Genomic DNA, 20,699 nt, shown 5'->3' on the forward strand with positions numbered 1-20,699 from the left:
CTGGTGGGGGTAATTATGATTATTAAAAGTGAACCCTATGAAAATACTATAGACGGGACAGCACGAAAGTGGGAGTAAAATCAGCGTGCTACAATCAGGAAAGATAAAAATGGCTTGCGATGAGCGCGCATAAAATAAGCAGGAACAGAATGAGCTCAAACCGATAGCGTCGCAGCATACGCCCTCCGGATAAAAAAACGGCGCAGAACCTTTTCCGGTTCAGCGCCGGTTTACCAACGTGCCCCGAAGGGCACGGTTAAGCTTGTACCTTACGCAGCTGGCTGAGCAGCTGGTTTAGCAGCTTCGTGTTTTACTGCTTTTTTGTGATGCTTTTTAGCGGCCTGGGCTTTCTGCTCTACAGCAGGTTTAGCGGCTTTTTTATGGTGCTTTTTAGCGGCCTGGGCTTTCTGCTCTACAGCAGGTTTAGCGGCTTTTTTGTGGTGCTTTTTAGCGGCCTGCGCTTTCTGCTCTGCAGCAGGTTTAGCGGCTTTGTGGTGTTTTTTATGATGTACAGTTTTTGCTGGCGCAGCAGTGGTCGTTGCAGTTGGCGCAGCGGCCGCTGGTGCAGCAGTGGTTTCAGCAGCAAACGCAGCAGAAGACAGACCCATAGCAGCGGCAACAACCAGAGCTAATACTTTTTTCATGTTCATACCCTCGAATTTGGTTTTTCATTTAACCCCACTGCGGGGCCGTTGAAATAACTATATCCCTGTAAATTCGAGGTTTCCGTGAGTGATTGGTATCGGCGTGTAACCATATGTACAACGCCGGGGGAGCCTCCCCGGCGTTGTTATTACAAATAGCGCGAGGTGAGATGTTCGCGGAAGTAGCGGATATTCAGATCTTCGCCCGTCGCCTGGGTGATTAATTGCGACGTGCTGAAGCGGCTGCCGTGCTGCCAGATGTTCTGACGCAGCCACTCAAACAGGGCCGAAAAATCGCCCTCGGCGATAGAGGCCTGTAGCCCCGGCAGGGCGGTTTTTGCGGCATGGAACAACTGTGCAGCATACATAGCGCCCAGCGTGTATGACGGGAAATAACCAAACCCACCGTCGGTCCAGTGGATATCCTGCATACAGCCGTTGCGATAGTTGTCTTTGGTTGATAACCCAAGCCAGGCCTGCATTTTTTCATCCCACAGGGCGGGAATATCGTCCACCTCGATCTCGCCGTTAATCAGCGCACGCTCAATTTCATAGCGCAGCACCACGTGGGCCGGGTAGCTCACTTCGTCTGCATCAACGCGGATGTAACCTGGCTTAACGCGCTGGTTCCAGGCGATAAAGTTCTCTTCGCTGAAGGCGGCCTGGCTACCAAAGCGGGCGTGAACGGCAGGGAGCAGATGCTTCAGGAAAGCCTCGCTGCGTCCCAGCTGCATTTCAAAAAACAGGCTCTGAGATTCGTGGATGGCGGTTGAACGCGCCAGCGCCACGGGTTGTCCTGCCCAGGCTCGCGGCAGGTTTTGCTCGTAGCGCGCGTGTCCGGTTTCGTGGATCACGCCAAACAGCGCGCTGAGCAGCTCGTCCTCGTCATAGCGCGTGGTGATACGCACATCTTCCGGCACGCCGCCGCAGAACGGGTGGGCACTGACGTCCAGACGACCGCCGTTAAAATCGAAGCCGAGCATCTTCATGGCTTCCAGTCCGAGTTCACGCTGGGTAGCCGTCGGGAAAGGGCCTTGTGGCGGGACGAACGACCGCTGAGCCTGTTTTTCCACCACGTTCGCCAGCAGGTCCGGCAGCCAGGTTTTCATATCACCAAACAGCACGTCCAAGCGCGCGCTGGTCATGTCCGGTTCGAAAATATCCAGCAGGGCATCGTACGGGGTACAGCCTTTGGCCTCGGCGCGAAGACGGGCTTCTTCACGGCTGAGTTTGACGACGTCTTTTAGATTGGCGGAAAAACCCTGCCAGTCGTTAGCGGGACGCTGAGTACGCCAGGCGTGCTCACACTTGCTGCCCGCCAGCGATTTGGCTTCAACCAGCGATTCCGGCAGCAGGGTCGCCTGCTGGTAGTGGCGCGTCATTTCACGCAGGTTAGCCTGTTCGACGTCATTCAGATCTTCCTCTGCCGCTGCGGTCAGCCATTCGCCCACTTTTTTATCGGTAAGGAGCTGGTGCTGCAGGACGCTCATTTCCGCCAGCGCTTCACCGCGCGCGGCACTGCCGCCGGGCGGCATCATGGTAAACATGTCCCAGCTGGCGATGGAGGAGAGATGCGAGAAGCGGGAGAGGCGCTGGAAGGTTTTCACAAGTGACTGATAGGCGGATGGATTTTGCAATTCTTATTTCCTCTTGCCAGGGATGTGTTTCAGGGAGCATACAATGAAACAGGCCAAATTCCCCAACATTTCCTCCGTGGAAACCGTCTTCCGGAAGTCCGGGAGACGGTTCTCAGTGGGCACTTATGCCTTATCACGCATAACCTGTTGCAGGATCGCCAGCGCCTGGGTGAACTGGGCATCCGGAATGGTCAACGGATAAAGGAAGCGGATCACGTTTCCGTACTGGCCACAGATCAGTAACAGAAGGCCCCGGGAAAGTGCCTTTTGCTGAATCGCCTGCGCGATGGCGGCCGACGGTTCACGGCTCTCGGGATCAAAAAACTCTGCCGCAATCATCGATCCTCTTCCTCTTATCGCCACGAGCGCAGGGAAGGTGCCCTGAATCTCCTCCAGCGTGGCGCTCAGTCGATCGCCCAGGTGACAGGCGCGCGCGCACAGTGACTCGTTGTCGATAATATTCAGCACCGCGTGCGCGGCGGCCACCGCAAGCGGATTGCCTGCATAGGTTCCCCCGAGTCCACCGGGGGCTGGTGCATCCATGATCTCAGCGCGGCCCACCACGCCGGACAGCGGCATTCCACCTGCCAGGCTTTTGGCCATCGTCATCAGGTCAGGCTTGTCAGCGTAGTGGTCCATGGCAAACAGCTTACCGGTACGGGCGAAACCGCTCTGCACTTCATCGGCAATCATCACGATCCCGTGCTCATCACAGATGCGGCGGATGGCGGCCACCAGCTCTGGCGGCGCGACGTTGAATCCGCCTTCACCCTGAATGGGTTCAAAAATAATCGCCGCAACCTGTTTCGCCTCAATATCTGCTTTGAACAGGCGCTCTATCGCCGTGATGGCATCCTGCGTCGTGATGCCGTGCAGCTCGGAGGGATACGGTACGTGATAAACCGACCCGGGGAAGGGGCCAAATCCCAGCTTATAAGGCGCGACCTTGCCGGTTAACGCCATGGTCATATAGGTTCGGCCGTGAAAGCCTCCCCCGAAGGCAATCACGCCAGGTCTGCCGGTGTGGGCCCGGGCGATTTTAATGGCATTTTCCACCGCTTCCGCGCCCGTCGTGAAGAACGCGGTTTTAGCCGGGCCCTGTACCGGGGCCAGCTCGTTAAGTTTTTCGGCCAGGGAAACGTAGCTTTCATATGGCACAATCTGGTAGGCCGTGTGGGTGAACTGGTGCAGCTGTTTTTCCACTGCGGCCACCATTTCAGGATGACGATGGCCGGTATTCAGTACCGCGATCCCGGCGGCGAAATCAATATAGTCATTGCCTTCCACGTCGGTAAGCGTGGCATTCTCCGCCGTGCGGGCAAAGAAATTACACATTACGCCTACGCCGCGTGGGGTGGCCGAAAGTCTGCGCTGATGAAATTCCTGGTTACTCATGTCAGATACCCTTTTGTCGAAATGATCAAACGCCAAGACGATCGCGCAGGCTGTAATACGCCGCGCCCATCGCCGTAAATGGAATACGCAGGCTGCGACCGCCCGGGAAGGGGTAGTGCGGGAGGTTGGCAAACGCATCAAAGCGCTCTGCGTCACCGCGCAGCAGTTCCGAAATCAGCCGTCCGGCCAGGTGGGTGCAGGTCACGCCGTGGCCGCTGTAGCCCTGCATGTAGTAGATGTTTTTATCCAGACGACCAAACTGCGGCATGCGCGACAGGGTCAGCAGGAAGTTGCCCGTCCAGCGGTAGTCGATTTTGACCCCTGCCAGCTGAGGGAAGGTTTTCAGCAGCTTTGGCATCACCAGACGCTCGACATCGTCCGGATCGCGCGCGCCATAGACTACGCCACCGCCGTACAGCAGGCGGTTGTCGGCGGTGAGCCGGTAGTAGTCCAGCAGGTAGTTGCAATCTTCAACACAGTAGTTATTGGGGATTAGCGTGCGGACGACCTCTTCCGGCAGCGGGGCGGTGGTCACCACCTGGGTCCCGCAGGGCATGCTGCGTTTTGCCAGTTCTGGTTCGACCTTATCGCCCAGATAGGCATTTCCGGCGACGATCACATAGCGGGCCGTCACCTGACCATGCTGCGTGCTTACCACAGCCGGGCTGGTGTGCTGAATGGCGGTCACCGGGGATTGTTCATACACCCGCCCGCCGTTAAGGCGAATGGCGTCCGCTTCGCCGATCGCCAGGTTGAGCGGATGAATATGTCCCCCGCTGCGGTCCAGCAGCGCGCCGGTATAGCGTTCGCTGTCGACTTCCCGGCGGATCGCGCTGGCATCCAGCAACTCCAGCTGCGTGTTGCCGTAGCGTTCCCAGTTGGCTTTTTGCTCTTCCAGCGTCTCCAGCTGCTTATGGTTCAGGGCAACAAACAGCCCGCCGGGACGATAGTCGCACTGGATCTGATAGCGCTGAATACGCTCCCGGATGATTTCCCCGCCTTCAAACATCATGCTCCCGAGGACTTTGGCAGCATCGGGGCCATAGTTTTTCTCAATCACGTCGATATCGCGGCTGTAGGAGTTAACCAGCTGGCCGCCGTTGCGTCCGCTGGCACCGAAGCCGATGCGCGCCCCTTCAAGGAGCACCACGTCGTAGCCCATTTCAGCGAGATGCAGTGCGGAGGAGAGGCCGGTATAGCCGCCGCCTACCACGCACACGTCACAGCTGATTGATTCGCTAAGCGTCGGGAATGGTTCGTAAGCGTTCGCGCTGGCCGCATAATAGCTGGTGGTATGTTCGGTCATGATTGAGGCTCCAGGGCAATCCAGATGGTTTTCAGTTCGGTAAATTTTTCCAGCGCGTGCAGAGACTTATCGCGGCCGTTGCCGCTCTGCTTATAGCCACCAAACGGTACGGTCATATCCCCGTCGTTATAGTTATTGACGAAGACCGAGCCTGCTTTCAGGCGACGGCTCATGCGGTGTGCGCGGGAGAGGTCGCGGGTCCATACCGCCGCGCCAAGCCCATATTCACTGTCGTTGGCCAGCGTTAAGGCTTCCTCTTCGATTTTAAAACGGGTGACGACCAGAACAGGCCCGAAAATCTCTTCCCGGCACAGCGGGGAGGCAGGGTCGATGTCGACAAAAATGGTTGGACCTACCGCAGAAGGCCAGGATTGTGCCCGCCCGTCCAGCAGCAGCGTACCTTTCCGGGCGCCCTCGCGAATAAACGTGTGAACGGTATCGGCGTGCGCGGCGTCGATGAGCATTCCCATCGTGCTGTCGGGATCGAGCGGATCGCCCGGCTGCCAGTGGCGGGCCTGCACTTTCAGCTTTGCCAGAAAGTCATCGGCGATGCTCTCCTCAAGCAGCAGGCGGGTCCCGGCGATACACACTTGCCCCTGGTTATAAAAAATCCCGGCGGCGGTCGCGCTCACGGCCTTGTCCAGGTCCGGACAGTCGGCAAAGACAATGTTGGCGCTCTTGCCGCCAGCCTCCAGCCAGACGCGCTTCATGTTGCTTTCGCCTGCGTCCTTCAACAGCTGCTTGCCGGTACGAGTAGAGCCGGTAAACGTCAGCACCTCAACGTCCGGATGCAGGGCCAGCGCCTGGCCCGCCTCGTGGCCGTAACCGCTTATCACATTCAGCACGCCGTCCGGCAGGCCCGCCTCTTTCGCCAGCCCGGCCAGCCGCAGGGCGGTGAGGGGCGATTTTTCGGACGGTTTCAATACCACGCTATTGCCCGCGATCAGCGCCGGGCCCAGCTTCCAGCAGGCCAGCAGCAGCGGGAAGTTCCAGGGAACGATGGCGGCGACAACCCCGATCGGCTCGCGCACAATCATCGCCAGCGCGTCCGGCCCCGTAGGCGCCACTTCGCCGTAGACTTTATCCGCCGCTTCGGCGTACCAGCGAATGGCGCGCGCCGCGCCGGGAATATCGTCGCGCAGACTGTGGCGGATGGGTTTACCGGTGTCCAGGGTTTCCAGTAAGGCCAGCTCTTCGCCGTGGCGTTCCATCAAATCGGCGAACTTATTGAGAACGTATTTGCGCTGCGCCGGTGACGCCTGCGACCAGTCGCCACGGTCAAATACCTCACGCGCAGCCTGAACCGCGCGGTCTACGTCCGTCTGCTTGCCCCGGGCCACATTCGCCAGCGTCTGACAGGTAGCGGGGTTGACGGTTTCAAACGTGGCCTTATCGGCGGCGTCACAATAGGCACCGTTAATAAATAACCGGGTCTCAATGGCACTGTTTTTTGCTTTATCCTGCCAGTAAGTCAGGTGCTGAAAATGCATATTCACTCCTTTCTTTCGCAATCAGATAAATAAAGGCATGGCCGTTTCAGGCAATACGAAGCCGTGAGGCATCCCGGGGATTAACCCGTAAAATGCCGACATTGATCGTTTTTATTTGCCCCGGCGTAAGTCTTTACGCCGGGGCTGAGTGGTCATCAGAACGTGGTGGGGGTGTGGGCACTGATAATGCGGCAGATGCCTGCCGAGGTATTGCTGAAGCTGTGCGGTATGCCGGTATTAATGGCATAGCTTTGCCCCGCAACCAGGTGATAAGGCTGGCCATTAATGGTCAGCACAATTTCACCCTCCAGTATCGTACCGATCTCCTCACCCTGATGTTTGATCCTCTCTCCGGTCGTGGTTCCAGGCTGGTAAGTTTCAAAAATCATCGCCAGCGTACGGTTCGGATTTCCGTTGTGAACCAGCTTCATCGAAACCCCCTGACTGCCTATTTCGATAAGGTCTTCCTGATTAATAACCACCTGCGGTTCATCAGGTTTTTCCGGTTCCGAAAAGAATTCCGAGAGCGACAGCCCATAGACTTTCAGCAGCTTCTGAAGCGTACTGATGGCAGGACTGACTTTATCCTGCTCGATGGTGCTGATGGCACTGTGTGTTAACCCAGACAGTTCGGCGGCACGCCGCTGCGAGAGACCCAGTTGCTGGCGGATCTCAGACAGACGTTTCCCTGGCGCCAGTCCGTCATCGCTCATAGTTGCATTTCCTTTACGGTAGTGGTCAAAGTCGTTGCTTCTCGGCAATGTGGCTTTGACAGGCGGTGATAAAACCTTCAAACAACATACGTGACAGGGCGTACTCGCTGCTGTTCCATTCGGGGTGCCATTGCACGCCGAGGGCAAAAGGATGGTCATGCACGCTGACCGCTTCAACCAGCCCGTCCGTCGAGCGGGCCTCCACGCGAAGCCGTGGTCCTAACGTTCGTGCACCTTGCCCGTGTAACGAGTTTACCCAAAATGTGTTACAGCCTGGTATTAATTGAGACAGCAGTCCTCCCTCCTGAACCTGAACTTCATGAGACGGGGCGTATTGTAGCTCAACCGGCAGTTCAGGATCTTCCCGGTGCTCAAGCAGGTCATTCTGCTCGAACAGGCGACGATACAGCGTCCCTCCCGTCGCAACAACCAGTTCCTGCAGCCCCCGGCAGATGGCGAAAATGGGGATGCGCCTTTCGAGCGCGGCGGCAATCAGCGCCATACTCAGAAGATCACGCCCGGGATCGGCGTCAGGCTCATCGCCGTTTTCACCATAAAGGTGCGGCTGCACGTTACTTGGGCTGCCCGGCAGGTAAATCCCGTCCAGGGTTGGCAGCAGAGTGGTAAGCAACTCTGGCTCTGCCAGCGCATGCGGTAAGGCAATGGGTAAGCCCCCCGCATTGATAATGGCATTCAGGTACTTTTCTTGCAGGGTCTGGGTCTCATGACCCTTAAGCCTGTTTCTGCACATCACCACGCCAATGACTGGCTTGTTCATTATATTTTCCATGATCGCCCTCACAAAGTGGACTAAATTTAGGCCAGTTTCACCTGTAAAACGGCCTTTTCGTTCAATATTTTCTCAATCTAGCAACGAGATCTGCCTTTTGCAAACTTAATTTAACATTTGACAAACAATTTATTTGCATACAGATTCGATAGGGTGGACATTATATTTGACAGTCCTGAGCAGCGAACGCAAATCCCAAAAACGGTGGTAAATCATGGAAACCAATATCGTAGAAGTTGAGAACTTTGTTCACTACACGGATGAGAGGCGGGGCAGCGCCTTTACGCAGGAGGTGAAGCGCTATTTAGAACAGTATCCGAACACCCAGTTTATCGATGTCCTCCTGACCGATTTGAACGGCTGTTTTCGCGGTAAACGTATTCCGGTTGCCGGACTGAACAAACTCGAAAAAGGCTGCTATTTCCCGGCGTCGGTGTTCGCCATGGATATTCTGGGTAACGTGGTGGAAGAAGCGGGCCTGGGGCAGGAGCTCGGCGAGCCTGACTGTGTTTGTGTGCCGGTGCCGGGCACCCTGACACCGTCCGCCGCGGACCCGGAATACATTGGTCAGGTGCAGCTCACCATGGTCGATGAAGATGGCGCTCCCTTTGACGTTGAGCCGCGGAACGTACTCAACCGGCTCTGGCAGCAGTTGCGCCAGCGCGGTCTGTTACCCGTGGTAGCGGTAGAGCTGGAGTTCTATTTACTTGATCGGAATCGCGATGCCGAGGGTTATCTGCAGCCACCCTGCGCGCCGGGCACCGACGTGCGTAACACGCAAAGCCAGGTCTACTCGGTTGATAATCTCAACCACTTTGCTGACGTGCTGAACGATATTGATGAGCTGGCGCAGCTGCAGTTGATCCCCGCCGATGGCGCAGTGGCTGAGGCCTCGCCGGGTCAGTTTGAAATTAACCTGCACCATACGGAAAACGTGCTGGATGCCTGTGATGATGCGCTGGCGCTAAAACGTCTCGTCAGGCAGATGGCAGAAAAACATAAGATGCACGCCACGTTTATGGCGAAGCCGTATGAAGAGCATGCGGGCAGCGGGATGCATATCCACATCAGTATGCAAAACAACAGAGGCGAAAACGTGCTCGCGGACGCCAGCGGCGAGGATTCCGCGCTGCTGAAACGCGCGCTGGCCGGGATGATCGATCTGATGCCAGCGTCCATGGCGCTGCTGGCACCGAACGTCAACTCGTACCGCCGTTTCCAGCCGGGTATGTACGTGCCGACGCAGGCGTCATGGGGACACAACAACCGCACGGTTGCCCTGCGTATTCCCTGCGGCGATCGCCATAACCATCGTGTCGAATACCGGGTGGCAGGGGCAGACGCGAATCCGTATCTGGTGATGGCGGCGATTTTTGCCGGCATTCTGCACGGGCTGGATAACGATTTACCGCTGCAGGAAGAGGTTGAAGGCAATGGCCTGGAGCAGGACGGACTGCCGTTCCCGATTCGTCAGAGTGATGCGCTGTGGGAGTTTATGCAAAACGATCGCCTCCGCGAGCGGCTGGGCGAGCGTTTCTGCCACGTGTATCACGCCTGCAAAAATGATGAATTACTGCAGTTTGAACGCCTCATTACTGAAACAGAAATCGAGTGGATGCTGAAAAACGCCTGATAACGCGCCCCGGTAAGGGGCCGCTTTGTTTCATCTCATACGTATCACCATACGGCCTGCGCGGAGCCTGGCCGAACTGTTCGCTGGCACGCCAGCTATCTCCCGGGAGTCGCGTTATGGAGCGCAGGCGGCACAGGGACTTTCTTAACGACACTGTGTGACGAGGTAGGAAATGATGCAGATGTTCAACTATCCGCAGGGCGAAGGGGGCCAGTCAGGCTTCCATGGTGAATGCGAGCCAGAGACGGTGCGCTGGTACGGTCGCGTTTGTTCTTCACAACTTCCCCCTTTGCTAAGCAGGTTTGCGTTAAGGTCAACGCGATTGCAAACCACGGTAAGCATAGGGGGGACGGTGTATGGCGACTAACACGTCTCTTGACGCGCCGGGCATGGCCGGCAGAACCCGACTGCGCAGTTCTCTTAAGCTCTGGCAGGTGGTGATGATGGGGCTGGCTTACCTCACCCCCATGACCGTGTTTGATACCTTCGGTATTGTGTCCGGTATCAGCAACGGCCACGTGCCCGCCTCGTATCTCCTGGCGCTGGCTGGCGTCATGTTTACCGCCATCAGCTACGGTAAACTGGTACGGCAGTTCCCGGAAGCGGGCTCCGCGTATACCTACACGCAGAAATCGATTGGACCCCACGTGGGCTTTATGGTCGGCTGGTCATCGTTGCTGGACTATCTCTTCCTGCCGATGATCAACGTGCTGCTGGCGAAGATCTACCTTTCCGCGATGTTCCCTGAGGTCCCGCCGTGGGTCTGGGTGGTGGGGTTTGTGACGATCCTGACGCTGGCGAATCTGAAGAGTGTTAATCTGGTCGCCAACTTTAACACCCTGTTTGTGCTGGTGCAGGTCGCGATTATGGTGGTGTTTGTCATCCTCGTGGTGCATGGCTTGCACAAGGGAGAAGGGGTCGGTACCGTCTGGTCGCTCCAGCCGTTTATCAGCGAGAACGCACATCTGATCCCGATTATTACCGGCGCGACCATCGTCTGCTTCTCTTTCCTCGGTTTTGATGCGGTTACCACGCTATCGGAAGAGACGCCAAACGCGGCACGGGTCATTCCCAAAGCCATTTTCCTGACCGCGCTGTACGGCGGGCTGATATTCATTGTTGCCTCGTTCTTCATGCAGCTCTTTTTCCCGACCATCGCGCGCTTCAAGAACCCGGATGCCGCGCTGCCGGAAATAGCACTGTACGTGGGCGGTAAGCTCTTCCAGTCGGTGTTTTTATGTACCACCTTTGTCAATACGCTGGCTTCGGGTCTGGCCTCGCACGCCAGCGTCTCGCGGTTATTGTATGTGATGGGGCGTGACAACGTCTTTCCGGAGCGGGTGTTTGGTTATGTGCATCCGAAATGGCGTACCCCGGCCCTGAACGTCATTATGGTGGGGATAGTGGCCCTGTCGGCGCTATACTTTGACCTCGTGACCGCAACGGCGCTGATCAACTTTGGCGCACTGGTGGCGTTTACGTTTGTTAACCTCTCGGTGTACAACCATTTCTGGCGACGTAAGGGGCTAAACAAAACGTGGAAAGATCGTTTCCACTATCTCCTGCTGCCGCTTATTGGGGCGGTAACGGTCGGCGTGCTGTGGATAAACCTCGAAGCGACGTCCCTGACGCTTGGCCTCATCTGGGCGGCACTGGGGATCCTTTACCTGACATGGCTAACGCGCCGTTTCCGAAAACCGCCTCCGCAGTTTGAAGCCGGTAAGATAGAGCAGGCCTGGGATTCCTGAACGATAAACGGCACCAGTACGCTGGTGCCGTTTAGGTCGCTCGTACGTCTTACCGGACATCAGCCCGCACGTTTATTATCTCAACCGTTGATGAAGACTTGCCCCCACCAGCAGCGCGGCACAAAGCATCAGGGCGATAAACCCGCCCACGCCGTTCCAGCCGTAGTGATGCCAGAACACGCCCCCCAGCGTCCCGGCGATGCTGGATCCCAGGTAATAGCTAAACAGGTACAGCGACGATGCCTGTCCTTTGGCTCGACGCGCGCGCGGGCCAATCCAGCTGCTGGCGACCGAGTGCGCGGCGAAGAACCCGGCGGAGAAGAGCAGCATCCCGGCAAAAATCAGCCACAGTGAGGAGAAGAGCGTCAGCAGCAGGCCGAGCAGCATTACCGCTGTGAAGACCAGCATGACCGGCCCGCGGCCGAAGCGTGCGGTCATCGCCCCGGCTTTCGGCGAACTCCACGTGCCGGTGAGATAAGCCACAGAAAGCAAACCGACCATGGCCTGATTCAGATGCCACGGCGAAAGCATCAGGCGATAGCCAATATAGTTAAACAACGTGACGAATGACCCCATCAGCAGGAAGCCCATCAGGAAAAGGCGCGGCAACCCTTTATCACGCCAGTGCAAACGGAAGTTAATAAACAGCGTTTTCGGGCGCAGAGAAATCGGGCGGAAATGGCGTGATTCCGGCAGGATTTTCCAGAACATCAGTGCAGATGCCAGCGCGAAACACCCGATAACCGCCAGCGCAATACGCCAGCTAAAGAAGTCCGTAAAGACCCCGCTCAGCAGACGCCCACTCATGCCGCCAATTGAATTCCCGCTGATGTACAACCCCATCGAAAAGGCAACGAAGCTCGGATGGATCTCTTCGCTGAGATAGGTCATCCCGACCGCGGCCACGCCGCTGAGCGACAGCCCGATCAGCGCGCGCATCACCAGAATGCCGTGCCAGCTGGTCATCATGGTCGAGAGCAACGTACAGACCGAGGCCAGCATCAGGGCAGTGACCATCACCGGTTTACGGCCAATGGCGTCGGACAAAGGGCCGGTAAAGAGCAGGCCAATTGCCAGCATCGCGGTTGAAATCGAGAGCGAAACGCTGCTGCTGGCGGGCGATACGCCAAACTCATGGGAGAGAACGGGGAGGATCGGCTGAACGCAGTAGAGCAGGGCAAACGTGGCCAGACCGGCCGAAAAGAGCGCCAGGGTAACGCGCATAAATTGGGGAGTACCACGTTTAATGAACTGGACCGGCTGCGATGCTACGGGTAAATCATTGATATCGCTTGCCGGAGAGATATCAATGGAGGTTGTACGACTCACACAGTTTCCTTGCTTAAACATCCCCGTGATTTCGGGTGACGGGTATGACCACACGATCAGGGTAGGAAAATGTAAATATTCTGTCTAATATATTAATTATCTCAAATGATACTTTAAAAATATGAATATCGAACTGCGTCATCTTCGCTACTTTGTCGCCGTTGCTGAGGAGCTGCATTTTGGCCGCGCGGCGGCACGGCTGAATATCTCTCAGCCCCCGTTAAGCCAGCAGATTCAAATCCTCGAACAGCAGGTGGGCGCGCGCCTTCTGGCCCGCACCAACCGCAGCGTGAGCCTGACGGCGGCGGGTAAGCAGTTTCTGACCGACAGCCGACAAATCCTGAGCATGGTTGATGACGCCGCCGCCCGTGCAGAGCGGCTTTACCTCGGAGAAGCCGGTGAGCTGCGAATCGGGTTTACGTCGTCCGCGCCCTTTATCAGCGCCGTCTCCCAGACGCTTTCCTCATTCCGCCGCCATTTCCCGGATGTGCATATTCAGACGTGCGAAATTAATACCCGCGAGCAAATTGCACCGCTGAATGAAGGCGCACTGGATTTGGGGTTGATGCGGAATACGCAGCTGCCGGACACGCTGGCGTGGCAGGTGATTCTGCATGAACCCCTGATGGCTATGATCCCCCTTGACCACCCGCTGGCCTCGCGTCCGGCGGTATCGCTGGCAGAGCTGGCAAAAGAACCCTTTGTCTTTTTTGATCCTCAGGTCGGAACGGGCCTGTATGACGACATTCTGGGACTGATGCGTCGCTACGATCTTGCTCCGGTTATCACCCAGGAGGTGGGCGAGGCGATGACCATTATTGGGCTGGTCGCCGCCGGACTGGGGGTCTCTATTCTTCCGGCCTCCTTTAAACGGGTACAACTGCGCGAAATGCGCTGGGTTCCCATCGCCGAAGAGGATGCCGTTTCCGAGATGTGGCTGGTCTGGTCAAAACATCGTGAACAGAGCCACGCCGCGCAGCGCTTCAAACAGCAGTTAATCAGTGCTTCAGGTGGGCAAAACCGGTAGGGAAAAGGGATAAAAATGTGCGGTAAATCACAGAGCTAAGTAAATATTTGACGACAGCTATGGAAGTGCTTCACCATAGCCCAAAGTTTATTTCGAAGCTCGAAAATAAGGGAGTACGAGGTGGTTGCTGATAGTCAGCCAGGGCACATTGATCAGATTAAGCAGACCAACGCTGGCGCGGTATACCGCCTGATTGATCAGCTTGGTCCGGTTTCGCGTATCGATCTTTCGCGCCTGGCACAGCTGGCACCTGCCAGTATCACCAAGATTGTCCGTGAAATGCTGGAAGCGCACCTGGTCCAGGAGACGGAAATTCAGGAGCCGGGCAGCCGTGGCCGTCCGGCGGTCGGGCTGGTGGTTGAGACGGAAGCATGGCATTACCTGTCACTGCGCATCAGTCGCGGGGAGATCTTCCTCGCGCTGCGCGATCTGAGCAGCAAACTGGTGGTGGAGGATCGGCTTGAGCTGCCGCTCAACGCGGAACAATCGCTCCTCGATGCCATTGTCTCCCATATCGATAACTTCTTTATCCGCCATCAGCAGCGGCTGGAACGCTTAACGGCAATCGCCATCACCATGCCGGGCATTATTGATACCGAAAACGGCATCGTGCACCGCATGCCGTTTTACGACGATGTTAAAGAGATGCCGCTGGGAGAGGTGCTGAAAAACCATACCGGCGTGCCGGTCTATATTCAGCATGACATCAGTGCCTGGACCATGGCGGAGGCCCTGTTTGGCGCGTCGCGCGGTGCGCGAGATGTGATTCAGGTGGTGATCGACCATAACGTTGGGGCGGGTGTCATCACCGACGGGCGTCTTCTTCACGCCGGGAGCAGTAGCCTGGTGGAAATCGGGCACACTCAGGTCGACCCGTACGGGAAGCGCTGCTACTGCGGGAACCATGGCTGCCTGGAGACTATTGCCAGTGTAGAAAGCGTGCTGGAGCTGGCGCAGGTCAGGCTCAGCCAGTCCATGAGCTCCTCGCTGCACGGCCAACCCTTAACGGTCGATTCCCTCTGCGCCGCCGCGCGTCAGGGAGATTTGCTGGCGAAGGATATTATTACCGGGGTGGGGATTAACGTTGGCCGCATCCTGGCGATTATGGTGAACCTCTTTAACCCGCAAAAAATCCTGATTGGCTCCCCGCTCAGCCAGGCGGCGGAGATCCTCTTTCCGGCGATCTCGGCCTGTATCCATCAGCAGTCGCTTCCCGCCTACAGCAAGAATATTGCGGTGGAAAGCACCCAATTCTCTAACCAGGGCACCATGGCAGGTGCGGCGCTGGTCAAAGATGCCATGTATAACGGCTCGCTGCTTATCCGCCTGTTACAGGGTTAACTCTTTTCCGCAGATGTACGAAAAATTGCGCTATCTCAAGCCGGGTAGCGCACGCATCCCGTAGACTTCCTCCACTGAATTATTTACCTGGTTTATATTTTCGAAGCATACCCAAGAGGTGGAGTGAGTCATGCTTAAGCGTTTCTTTGTTACTGGTACAGATACCTCTGTCGGCAAGACCGTCGTATCCCGCGCATTGCTGCAGGCGCTTGCAGCAAGCGGTAAACGCGTGGCAGGGTACAAACCGGTCGCAAAAGGGAGTAAAGAGACGCCAGAGGGATTGCGTAATAAAGACGCCCTGGTGCTGCAAAGCGTCTCGTCGCTGGAACTGCCTTATCAGGCGGTCAATCCCATTGCCTTAAGCGAAGAGGAGAGCAGCGTGGCGCACAGCGGTCTGATTAATTATCCCCTGCTGTCCGATGGGCTGGCGAACCTGAGCGAGAAGGTTGATCACGTGGTGGTCGAAGGGACGGGCGGCTGGCGCAGCCTGATGAATGATTTGCGTCCGCTCTCTGAGTGGGTCGTCCAGGAACAGCTTCCGGTGGTGATGGTGGTGGGTATCCAGGAAGGGTGCATCAACCATGCGCTACTGACAGCGCAGGCGATTGCCAATGACGGCCTGCCGCTGGTGGGCTGGGTGGCAAACCGTATCAACCCGGGCCTGGCGCACTACGCGGAGATCATCGACGTGCTGAGCGCAAAACTGCCTGGGCCGCTGGTGGGTGAGCTGCCTTATCTGCCTCGTGCCGAGCAGCGCGAGTTAGCGCAGTACATCGATCTCTCTGCCCTCGGCGGCGTGTTGGCCGTAGATCGAGTCGTGGCGTAACGTCCGCGACAGCACGGACGCCACCACACAGGCGACCAGTAAACCGGGCAGTAAAACATACTGTCCGGTCATTTCACAGACCATCAGCGCCGACATAATGGGCGCATGCGTGGTCGCAGCAAGTAGCGTTGCCATTCCCGCCAGTCCCAGCAATATTGCCGTCTCAGAACCCGGTAACCACAGCGCGAAAAGCTGCGCAAACAGCATCCCCGTCGCCATGCCGACAAACAGCGTGGGCGTAAACACGCCGCCCGGTGCACCCGAACCGCTGCTGGCCAGTACCGCCAGCAATTTACAGATAAACACTCCGGCAATCACCGACAGCAGCGGCGGGGCGAGCAGAAAAGCCTGAACCACGCTGTAGCCATTCCCCCATACCTTCGGCGTGAGGAGGGACAGCAGCCCGACGATCAACCCCCCCAGCGCCAGCTGCCACGGCGGCGAAAGTTTGAGACGCAGAAACAGTCCGTGGCTAAACGTCATCAGCCACATCAACAGGGGGCCGCAAAGACCTGCCAGCAGACCCATGGCGACCAGCAGGGCATAATCTGTCGCGGTCAGTATGCCGCTCAGATGGACTTCATAGAGCGTGCTGGCGCCGGGTGCCAGCAGGCGGGTGGTCAGAAGCGCCACCACCGCCGCAATAACCACGGGGCCGAGTGAGGCCAGCATGAGCGTGCCAAACAGAATCTCTGCAATAAACAGGCTTCCGGCTAAGGGGGCATGATAAGCGCTGGACATCCCGGCCGCGGCACCACAGGCGATCCAGAGCTTCCATTCAGATTTGGGCGTAAAACGGCGAGCGAAAAAGGAGGCGGCGAGAGCGGCAAGCAGGATCATAGCCCCTTCGCGCCCGATGGCGCTTCCGCTGGCGACGACCAGCAGCGACGCCAGGGATTTTACAAGGCTGGCACCGTAATCAAACTGGCCGTCCCCGGTCTCCAGCGCCTCCATGTAATCGGTTGGTGCGTGAGGCCGCTGGGCGGTCAGTCGTTGCCATCCCCAAAGCAGTACACCGGCGGCCAGCCCACCCAGCGCAGGCGTCAGCGCGCGCCGCCATGACGAGAGCGATGCGGCGGCATTCACCAGGCTACCGCTGTCGTTGCTGAGAAGCAGCCACTCCAGCAGGTACATGCTGTGGCGAAACACCGCAACGGCCAGCGCCGCCAGCACGCCGGTGACGGTGGCAATCAACAGTCGGCGAAACATCGCCCGGATGTCGGGGTAAGCATGAAGACGTTGCATGGGTCACAATTACAGGGGAACGATACAATATTGTGGCGGGAAATCGGGGGGTTAGCAAAAGGTATGCGTGCGAAAGCGCCGGGCGAGGCCCGGCCAGAAGGGTTAACTGTCGCTATGAATATTCAGTGCCCGACGCGTACGCCCGGAACTCAGGTACTCGGCAATATAGTCCTGCGAAATCTCGCCGTTGTAACGCCCGTCCTCATCCACGATCGGCATCCAGCTGGTATTGCTTTCATACAGACGTGACAACACGACGCGCAGGTTGTCTTCCGCCTTGCCGGTCATGCGGAACGGATGCAGGATGTCGCCACAGGTACCGCTGGCGTTGCGCGCTTCGCGACGTTTCACAAAGCCTAGCGGTTTTCCGTGCTCGTCGACCACGGTAATTGCGCGAATGTCATTGTCGTCCATCGTGGCAAAGGCTTCAGGAAGCGGCGTAGAGCTCCGCGCCGTAATGGTCGGCTGCTGGTCGGTGACGTCTCCTGCGGAGACCAGCAGCAGCCGCTTCAGCGTCCTGTCCTGACCAACAAACGAGCCGACAAATTCATTGGCCGGTTTTGCCAGCAGTTCATCCGGGCTGGCACACTGCACGATTTTCCCCTGACGGAAGACTGCGATTCGGTCGCCGAGCTTCAGGGCTTCATCAATATCGTGGCTGACCAGCATCACCGTTTTCTTCAGCTTGCGCTGCATCTCCAGGAACTGGTTCTGGATCACCTCGCGGTTGATGGGGTCCACCGCGCCGAACGGTTCATCCATCAGCAGTACCGGAGGATCCGCCGCCAGGGCGCGGATGACGCCGATACGCTGCTGCTGGCCGCCGGACATCTCGCGCGGATAGCGGCTAAGAAACTTACGCGGATCCATTGCCACCATATCCATCAACTCTTCGGCGCGGGTTTTGCAGCGCGCTTTATCCCAGCCCAGCATGCGCGGTACAACGGTGATGTTCTCTTCGATAGTCATGTTCGGGAACAGGCCAATCTGCTGGATCACGTAGCCAATATTGCGGCGCAGGGTCACCGTGTCCATCCCGCTGGTGTCTTCACCGTTAATGAGGATTGTTCCGCTGCTGGGTGTGATAAGGCGGTTAATCATCTTCAGGGTCGTGGTTTTCCCGCAGCCGGACGGACCGAGCAGGACACACATTTCCCCTTCGGGGACGTTCAGGTTGACGTTATCGACGGCCTTAAAGGTCTGGCCGTGCTTCTGTGAAAAGTGTTTGGTGAGGTTTTCCAGTTTTATCATTATCGAATCCCCTTTGGAGTCAGAACCACCTGCAAACGGTGCAGCAGCCAGTCGAGCACAATAGCTAAAAGACAAATCATCAGCGCGCCCGCAATCAACATGCGAATATCACTTCCGCCAATACCGTTGAGCAGCAGCAGGCCCAGGCCACCCGCGCCGATTACCGCGGCAATCGCCATCACGCCAATATTCATGACGACGGCGGTACGGATCCCGCCGAAAATTACCGGCAGCGCCATCGGGATTTCCACCCAGCGCAGACGCTGCCAGAAGGTCATGCCGATGCCCCGTCCGGCTTCACGCAGGCCCGGCGGCAGGCTGTCGAGCGCCGTATGGGTGTTACGTACAATCGGCAGCAGCGAGTAGAGAAACACCGCCGTAATCGCGGGCAGGGCGCCGATACCCTGACCGATCAGCGAAAAGAGCGGGATCATCAGACCAAACAGGGCGATGGACGGAATGGTCAGCACGATGGTAGCGATGCCCAGTACCGGCGTTGCCAGCCATTTATGACGGACAATCAGAACGCCCAGCGGGACGCCGATGAGGATGGCTAAACCCACGGCCAGCGCCACCAGCCACAGGTGCTGCAGCGTCAGGGTTAACAGATAGTCCCAGTTATCCAGGATGTAGTGCACGGTATCCATAGCGCCTCCTACAGCAACTGTTTGCTACGCAGGAAATCACGGGCGACCTGCTGCGGTGACTGATGGTCGATATCCACCTTCTTGTTCAGCTCGGTGATAACGTCGTTGTTGAGCTGGGCGGAGAGGGTATTGAGCGCCTCTTCCAGACCCGGATTAGCCTCCAGCGTGTCTTTACGCACCACCGGAGTGACCGCATAGCTCGGGAAGAAGCCTTTATCATCTTCCAGCACCTTCAGGTCAAAGCCCTTCACGCGCCCGTCGGTGGTGTAAATCAGACCGGCGTCGACAAAGCCGTCACGCACCGCGTTATAGACCAGTCCCGGGTCCATCTGACGAATCTGCGGGCGGTCCAGCGTCATGTTATAGGCGGCCTGCAGCGGCTTCATGCCGTCGCTGCGCCCGGCAAATTCCAGGTCCAGGCCCAGCAGCCAGTTTTTGTCCGGGTTGGTTTTACGGATCTGCTCAATCTTCGCCACCATCTCTGACATGGTGTTGATATGTTCCGCCTCGGCGCGCTTGCGCTGCATGGCGAAAGCATAGGTATTGTTCATGTCAGCGGGTTTAAGCCATACCAGACCGTGCTTTGCGTCCAGGCGTTTCACCGTCTCGTAAGACTCCTGCGGCGACATGCGTTTGTTGATGTGGTTAAAGATGATTAATGACGTGCCGGTGTACTCCCAGGTCATATCAATCTGTTTGTTGATCATCGCGTTACGGGAAATCACCGTGGCGATATTGGTTTGCGGCTGTACCTGGAATCCTTTCTTCTGTAGATACTGCACGGTCATGGCCGAGAGAATATGCTGCTCGGTAAAGCTTTTGGTTGCCAGGATCAGCGGGGCTGCTATTGCCTGGCTGGTGAAGAGCGCCGCGGCGCACAGCGCCGTCAGGCCGGGAAACAGTCTCATAAAAGCTCCTTGTTATTGTTATTGAGCGAGATGGGGGCTCATCACGCGACCCAGCGCCGCCAGCAGGGTGTCGAGGATCAGGGCGAACAGGGCGGTGGCCGCCGCGCCGAGGATCAGGGTCGGAAAATCGTTCAGGTAGATGCCGGGGAAAATCAGCTCACCGTAGCTGCTGGCACCAATCAGGAAGGCCAGCGGCGCGGTACCGACGTTGATGGCGGTGGCGATGCGGATCCCGGAGAGCATGACGGGCCAGGCGTTGGGCAATTCAACCTGACGCAGACGCTGCCATTTGGTCATCCCGATCCCGTTTGCCGCTTCAAGTAACGAGGCCGGAACGGAACACAGTCCCGCGTAGGTATTGCGCACAATGGGCAGCAGCGAGGCAAGAAACAGCGCGATGATGGCGGGCGTATCACCGATGCCAATCACCACCATCGCCAGGGCCAGCACGGCCAGCGGTGGCAGCGTGTTACCCACGTTGAAAATTTGCATCACATATTCGGCGATACCCCGCGCGGCCGGGCGGCTCAGCAGGATACCGGCCGGAATACCGACCAGCAGGGCAAAAAACATCGACGAGAAAACCAGTATCATGTGCTGTTGCCCGAGATAAATCAGGTCAACCTGACGCGCCTTGATTGTCTCAAGTCCGATCCCCCAGATGAGAAGGGCAAGAACCACGATAATCGCGCCAACAAACAGCAGCGAACGTTTGAGTAATGGGTGCATTGCGGTGTGTCTCCCTGTGCGCATGCGTTATAGCAACCAC

19 protein-coding genes are annotated in these 20,699 nt (G+C 57.4%); 6 read left to right on the forward strand and 13 right to left on the reverse strand.

Features of this window, described 5'->3' with window-relative positions; translation table 11 throughout:
- Positions 1-269: 269 nt before the first annotated feature.
- The 7 genes from asr to puuD form a co-directional block, all read right to left on the reverse strand.
- Positions 270-644 carry an acid resistance repetitive basic protein Asr gene (gene asr, locus ACOTXR_RS14335; protein ID WP_014883624.1) on the reverse strand — a complete coding sequence of 125 codons (375 nt, stop codon included), beginning with the start codon at positions 642-644 and terminating at the stop codon, positions 270-272.
- Between the two features lie 149 nt (positions 645-793).
- Positions 794-2,281, reverse strand: coding sequence for a carboxypeptidase M32 (locus ACOTXR_RS14340; RefSeq protein WP_023337212.1), 1,488 nt, complete (start codon positions 2,279-2,281; stop codon positions 794-796).
- Positions 2,282-2,404: 123 nt separating this feature from the next.
- Positions 2,405-3,676: a 4-aminobutyrate transaminase gene (gene puuE / locus ACOTXR_RS14345; RefSeq protein ID WP_045282040.1), complete on the reverse strand. Its 1,272-nt coding sequence runs from the start codon at positions 3,674-3,676 to the stop codon at positions 2,405-2,407.
- Positions 3,677-3,701: 25 nt separating this feature from the next.
- The gene (locus ACOTXR_RS14350) at positions 3,702-4,982 is read right to left on the reverse strand and encodes an NAD(P)/FAD-dependent oxidoreductase (RefSeq protein WP_014883627.1); all 1,281 of its coding nucleotides are present in this window, start codon (positions 4,980-4,982) and stop codon (positions 3,702-3,704) included.
- On the reverse strand, positions 4,979-6,472 hold the full coding sequence (puuC, locus tag ACOTXR_RS14355; RefSeq protein ID WP_058690804.1) for an aldehyde dehydrogenase PuuC: 1,494 nt from the start codon (positions 6,470-6,472) through the stop codon (positions 4,979-4,981). The genes ACOTXR_RS14350 and puuC overlap by 4 nt, the downstream gene beginning before the upstream one ends.
- 155 nt (positions 6,473-6,627) lie before the next feature.
- The gene (puuR, locus tag ACOTXR_RS14360; protein ID WP_013096835.1) at positions 6,628-7,185 is read right to left on the reverse strand and encodes an HTH-type transcriptional regulator PuuR; all 558 of its coding nucleotides are present in this window, start codon (positions 7,183-7,185) and stop codon (positions 6,628-6,630) included.
- Positions 7,186-7,210: 25 nt separating this feature from the next.
- Entirely contained in the window at positions 7,211-7,963 is a 753-nt protein-coding gene (gene puuD, locus ACOTXR_RS14365) for a gamma-glutamyl-gamma-aminobutyrate hydrolase (RefSeq protein ID WP_196238017.1), read from the reverse strand.
- 226 nt (positions 7,964-8,189) lie between these two features.
- Here puuD and ACOTXR_RS14370 point away from each other — a divergent pair, with 226 nt between their 5' ends.
- From ACOTXR_RS14370 to ACOTXR_RS14380, 3 genes are all read left to right on the forward strand, one after another.
- A complete protein-coding gene (locus ACOTXR_RS14370) occupies positions 8,190-9,608 on the forward strand; it encodes a glutamine synthetase family protein (RefSeq protein ID WP_078310602.1) in 1,419 nt (472 codons plus the stop codon).
- A 181-nt stretch (positions 9,609-9,789) separates the two neighbouring features.
- Positions 9,790-9,975: a hypothetical protein gene (locus ACOTXR_RS14375; protein WP_419095949.1), complete on the forward strand. Its 186-nt coding sequence runs from the start codon at positions 9,790-9,792 to the stop codon at positions 9,973-9,975.
- A complete protein-coding gene (locus ACOTXR_RS14380) occupies positions 9,965-11,356 on the forward strand; it encodes an APC family permease (protein WP_032636736.1) in 1,392 nt (463 codons plus the stop codon). Before ACOTXR_RS14375 ends, ACOTXR_RS14380 begins: the two co-directional genes overlap by 11 nt.
- A gap of 75 nt (positions 11,357-11,431) precedes the next feature.
- On the opposite strand, the gene ACOTXR_RS14385 is transcribed toward ACOTXR_RS14380, so the two are convergent.
- A complete protein-coding gene (locus tag ACOTXR_RS14385; protein WP_023337217.1) occupies positions 11,432-12,685 on the reverse strand; it encodes an MFS transporter in 1,254 nt (417 codons plus the stop codon).
- A 121-nt stretch (positions 12,686-12,806) separates the two neighbouring features.
- On the opposite strand from ACOTXR_RS14385, the gene ACOTXR_RS14390 reads away from it, so the two are divergent.
- From ACOTXR_RS14390 to bioD, 3 genes are all read left to right on the forward strand, one after another.
- Entirely contained in the window at positions 12,807-13,712 is a 906-nt protein-coding gene (locus tag ACOTXR_RS14390; protein ID WP_023330286.1) for a LysR family transcriptional regulator, read from the forward strand.
- A gap of 120 nt (positions 13,713-13,832) precedes the next feature.
- A complete protein-coding gene (gene mlc / locus ACOTXR_RS14395; protein WP_014883634.1) occupies positions 13,833-15,053 on the forward strand; it encodes a sugar metabolism global transcriptional regulator Mlc in 1,221 nt (406 codons plus the stop codon).
- 130 nt (positions 15,054-15,183) lie between these two features.
- Positions 15,184-15,879: a dethiobiotin synthase gene (gene bioD / locus ACOTXR_RS14400; RefSeq protein WP_014883635.1), complete on the forward strand. Its 696-nt coding sequence runs from the start codon at positions 15,184-15,186 to the stop codon at positions 15,877-15,879.
- Here bioD and clcB read toward each other — a convergent pair.
- The 5 genes from clcB to osmY all read right to left on the reverse strand — a co-directional run bounded on the left by clcB (position 15,814) and on the right by osmY (position 20,659).
- The gene (gene clcB, locus ACOTXR_RS14405; RefSeq protein ID WP_069683674.1) at positions 15,814-17,124 is read right to left on the reverse strand and encodes a voltage-gated ClC-type chloride channel ClcB; all 1,311 of its coding nucleotides are present in this window, start codon (positions 17,122-17,124) and stop codon (positions 15,814-15,816) included. The genes bioD and clcB overlap by 66 nt on opposite strands.
- 102 nt (positions 17,125-17,226) lie before the next feature.
- Positions 17,227-18,375 carry an osmoprotectant ABC transporter ATP-binding protein OsmV gene (osmV, locus tag ACOTXR_RS14410; RefSeq protein ID WP_032636731.1) on the reverse strand — a complete coding sequence of 383 codons (1,149 nt, stop codon included), beginning with the start codon at positions 18,373-18,375 and terminating at the stop codon, positions 17,227-17,229.
- Complete coding sequence (gene osmW / locus ACOTXR_RS14415) at positions 18,375-19,022, reverse strand: osmoprotectant ABC transporter permease OsmW (protein ID WP_014883638.1); 648 nt, start codon at positions 19,020-19,022, stop codon at positions 18,375-18,377. Before osmW ends, osmV begins: the two co-directional genes overlap by 1 nt.
- A gap of 8 nt (positions 19,023-19,030) precedes the next feature.
- Entirely contained in the window at positions 19,031-19,930 is a 900-nt protein-coding gene (gene osmX / locus ACOTXR_RS14420; RefSeq protein WP_058690808.1) for an osmoprotectant ABC transporter substrate-binding protein OsmX, read from the reverse strand.
- Between the two features lie 18 nt (positions 19,931-19,948).
- Positions 19,949-20,659, reverse strand: coding sequence for an osmoprotectant ABC transporter permease OsmY (gene osmY, locus ACOTXR_RS14425; RefSeq protein WP_032636727.1), 711 nt, complete (start codon positions 20,657-20,659; stop codon positions 19,949-19,951).
- Positions 20,660-20,699 lie beyond the last annotated feature (40 nt).

The sequence above is a fragment of the Enterobacter cloacae complex sp. IR53030 genome, from assembly GCF_049238365.1.
Taxonomy (GTDB): Bacteria; Pseudomonadota; Gammaproteobacteria; order Enterobacterales; family Enterobacteriaceae; genus Enterobacter; species Enterobacter kobei.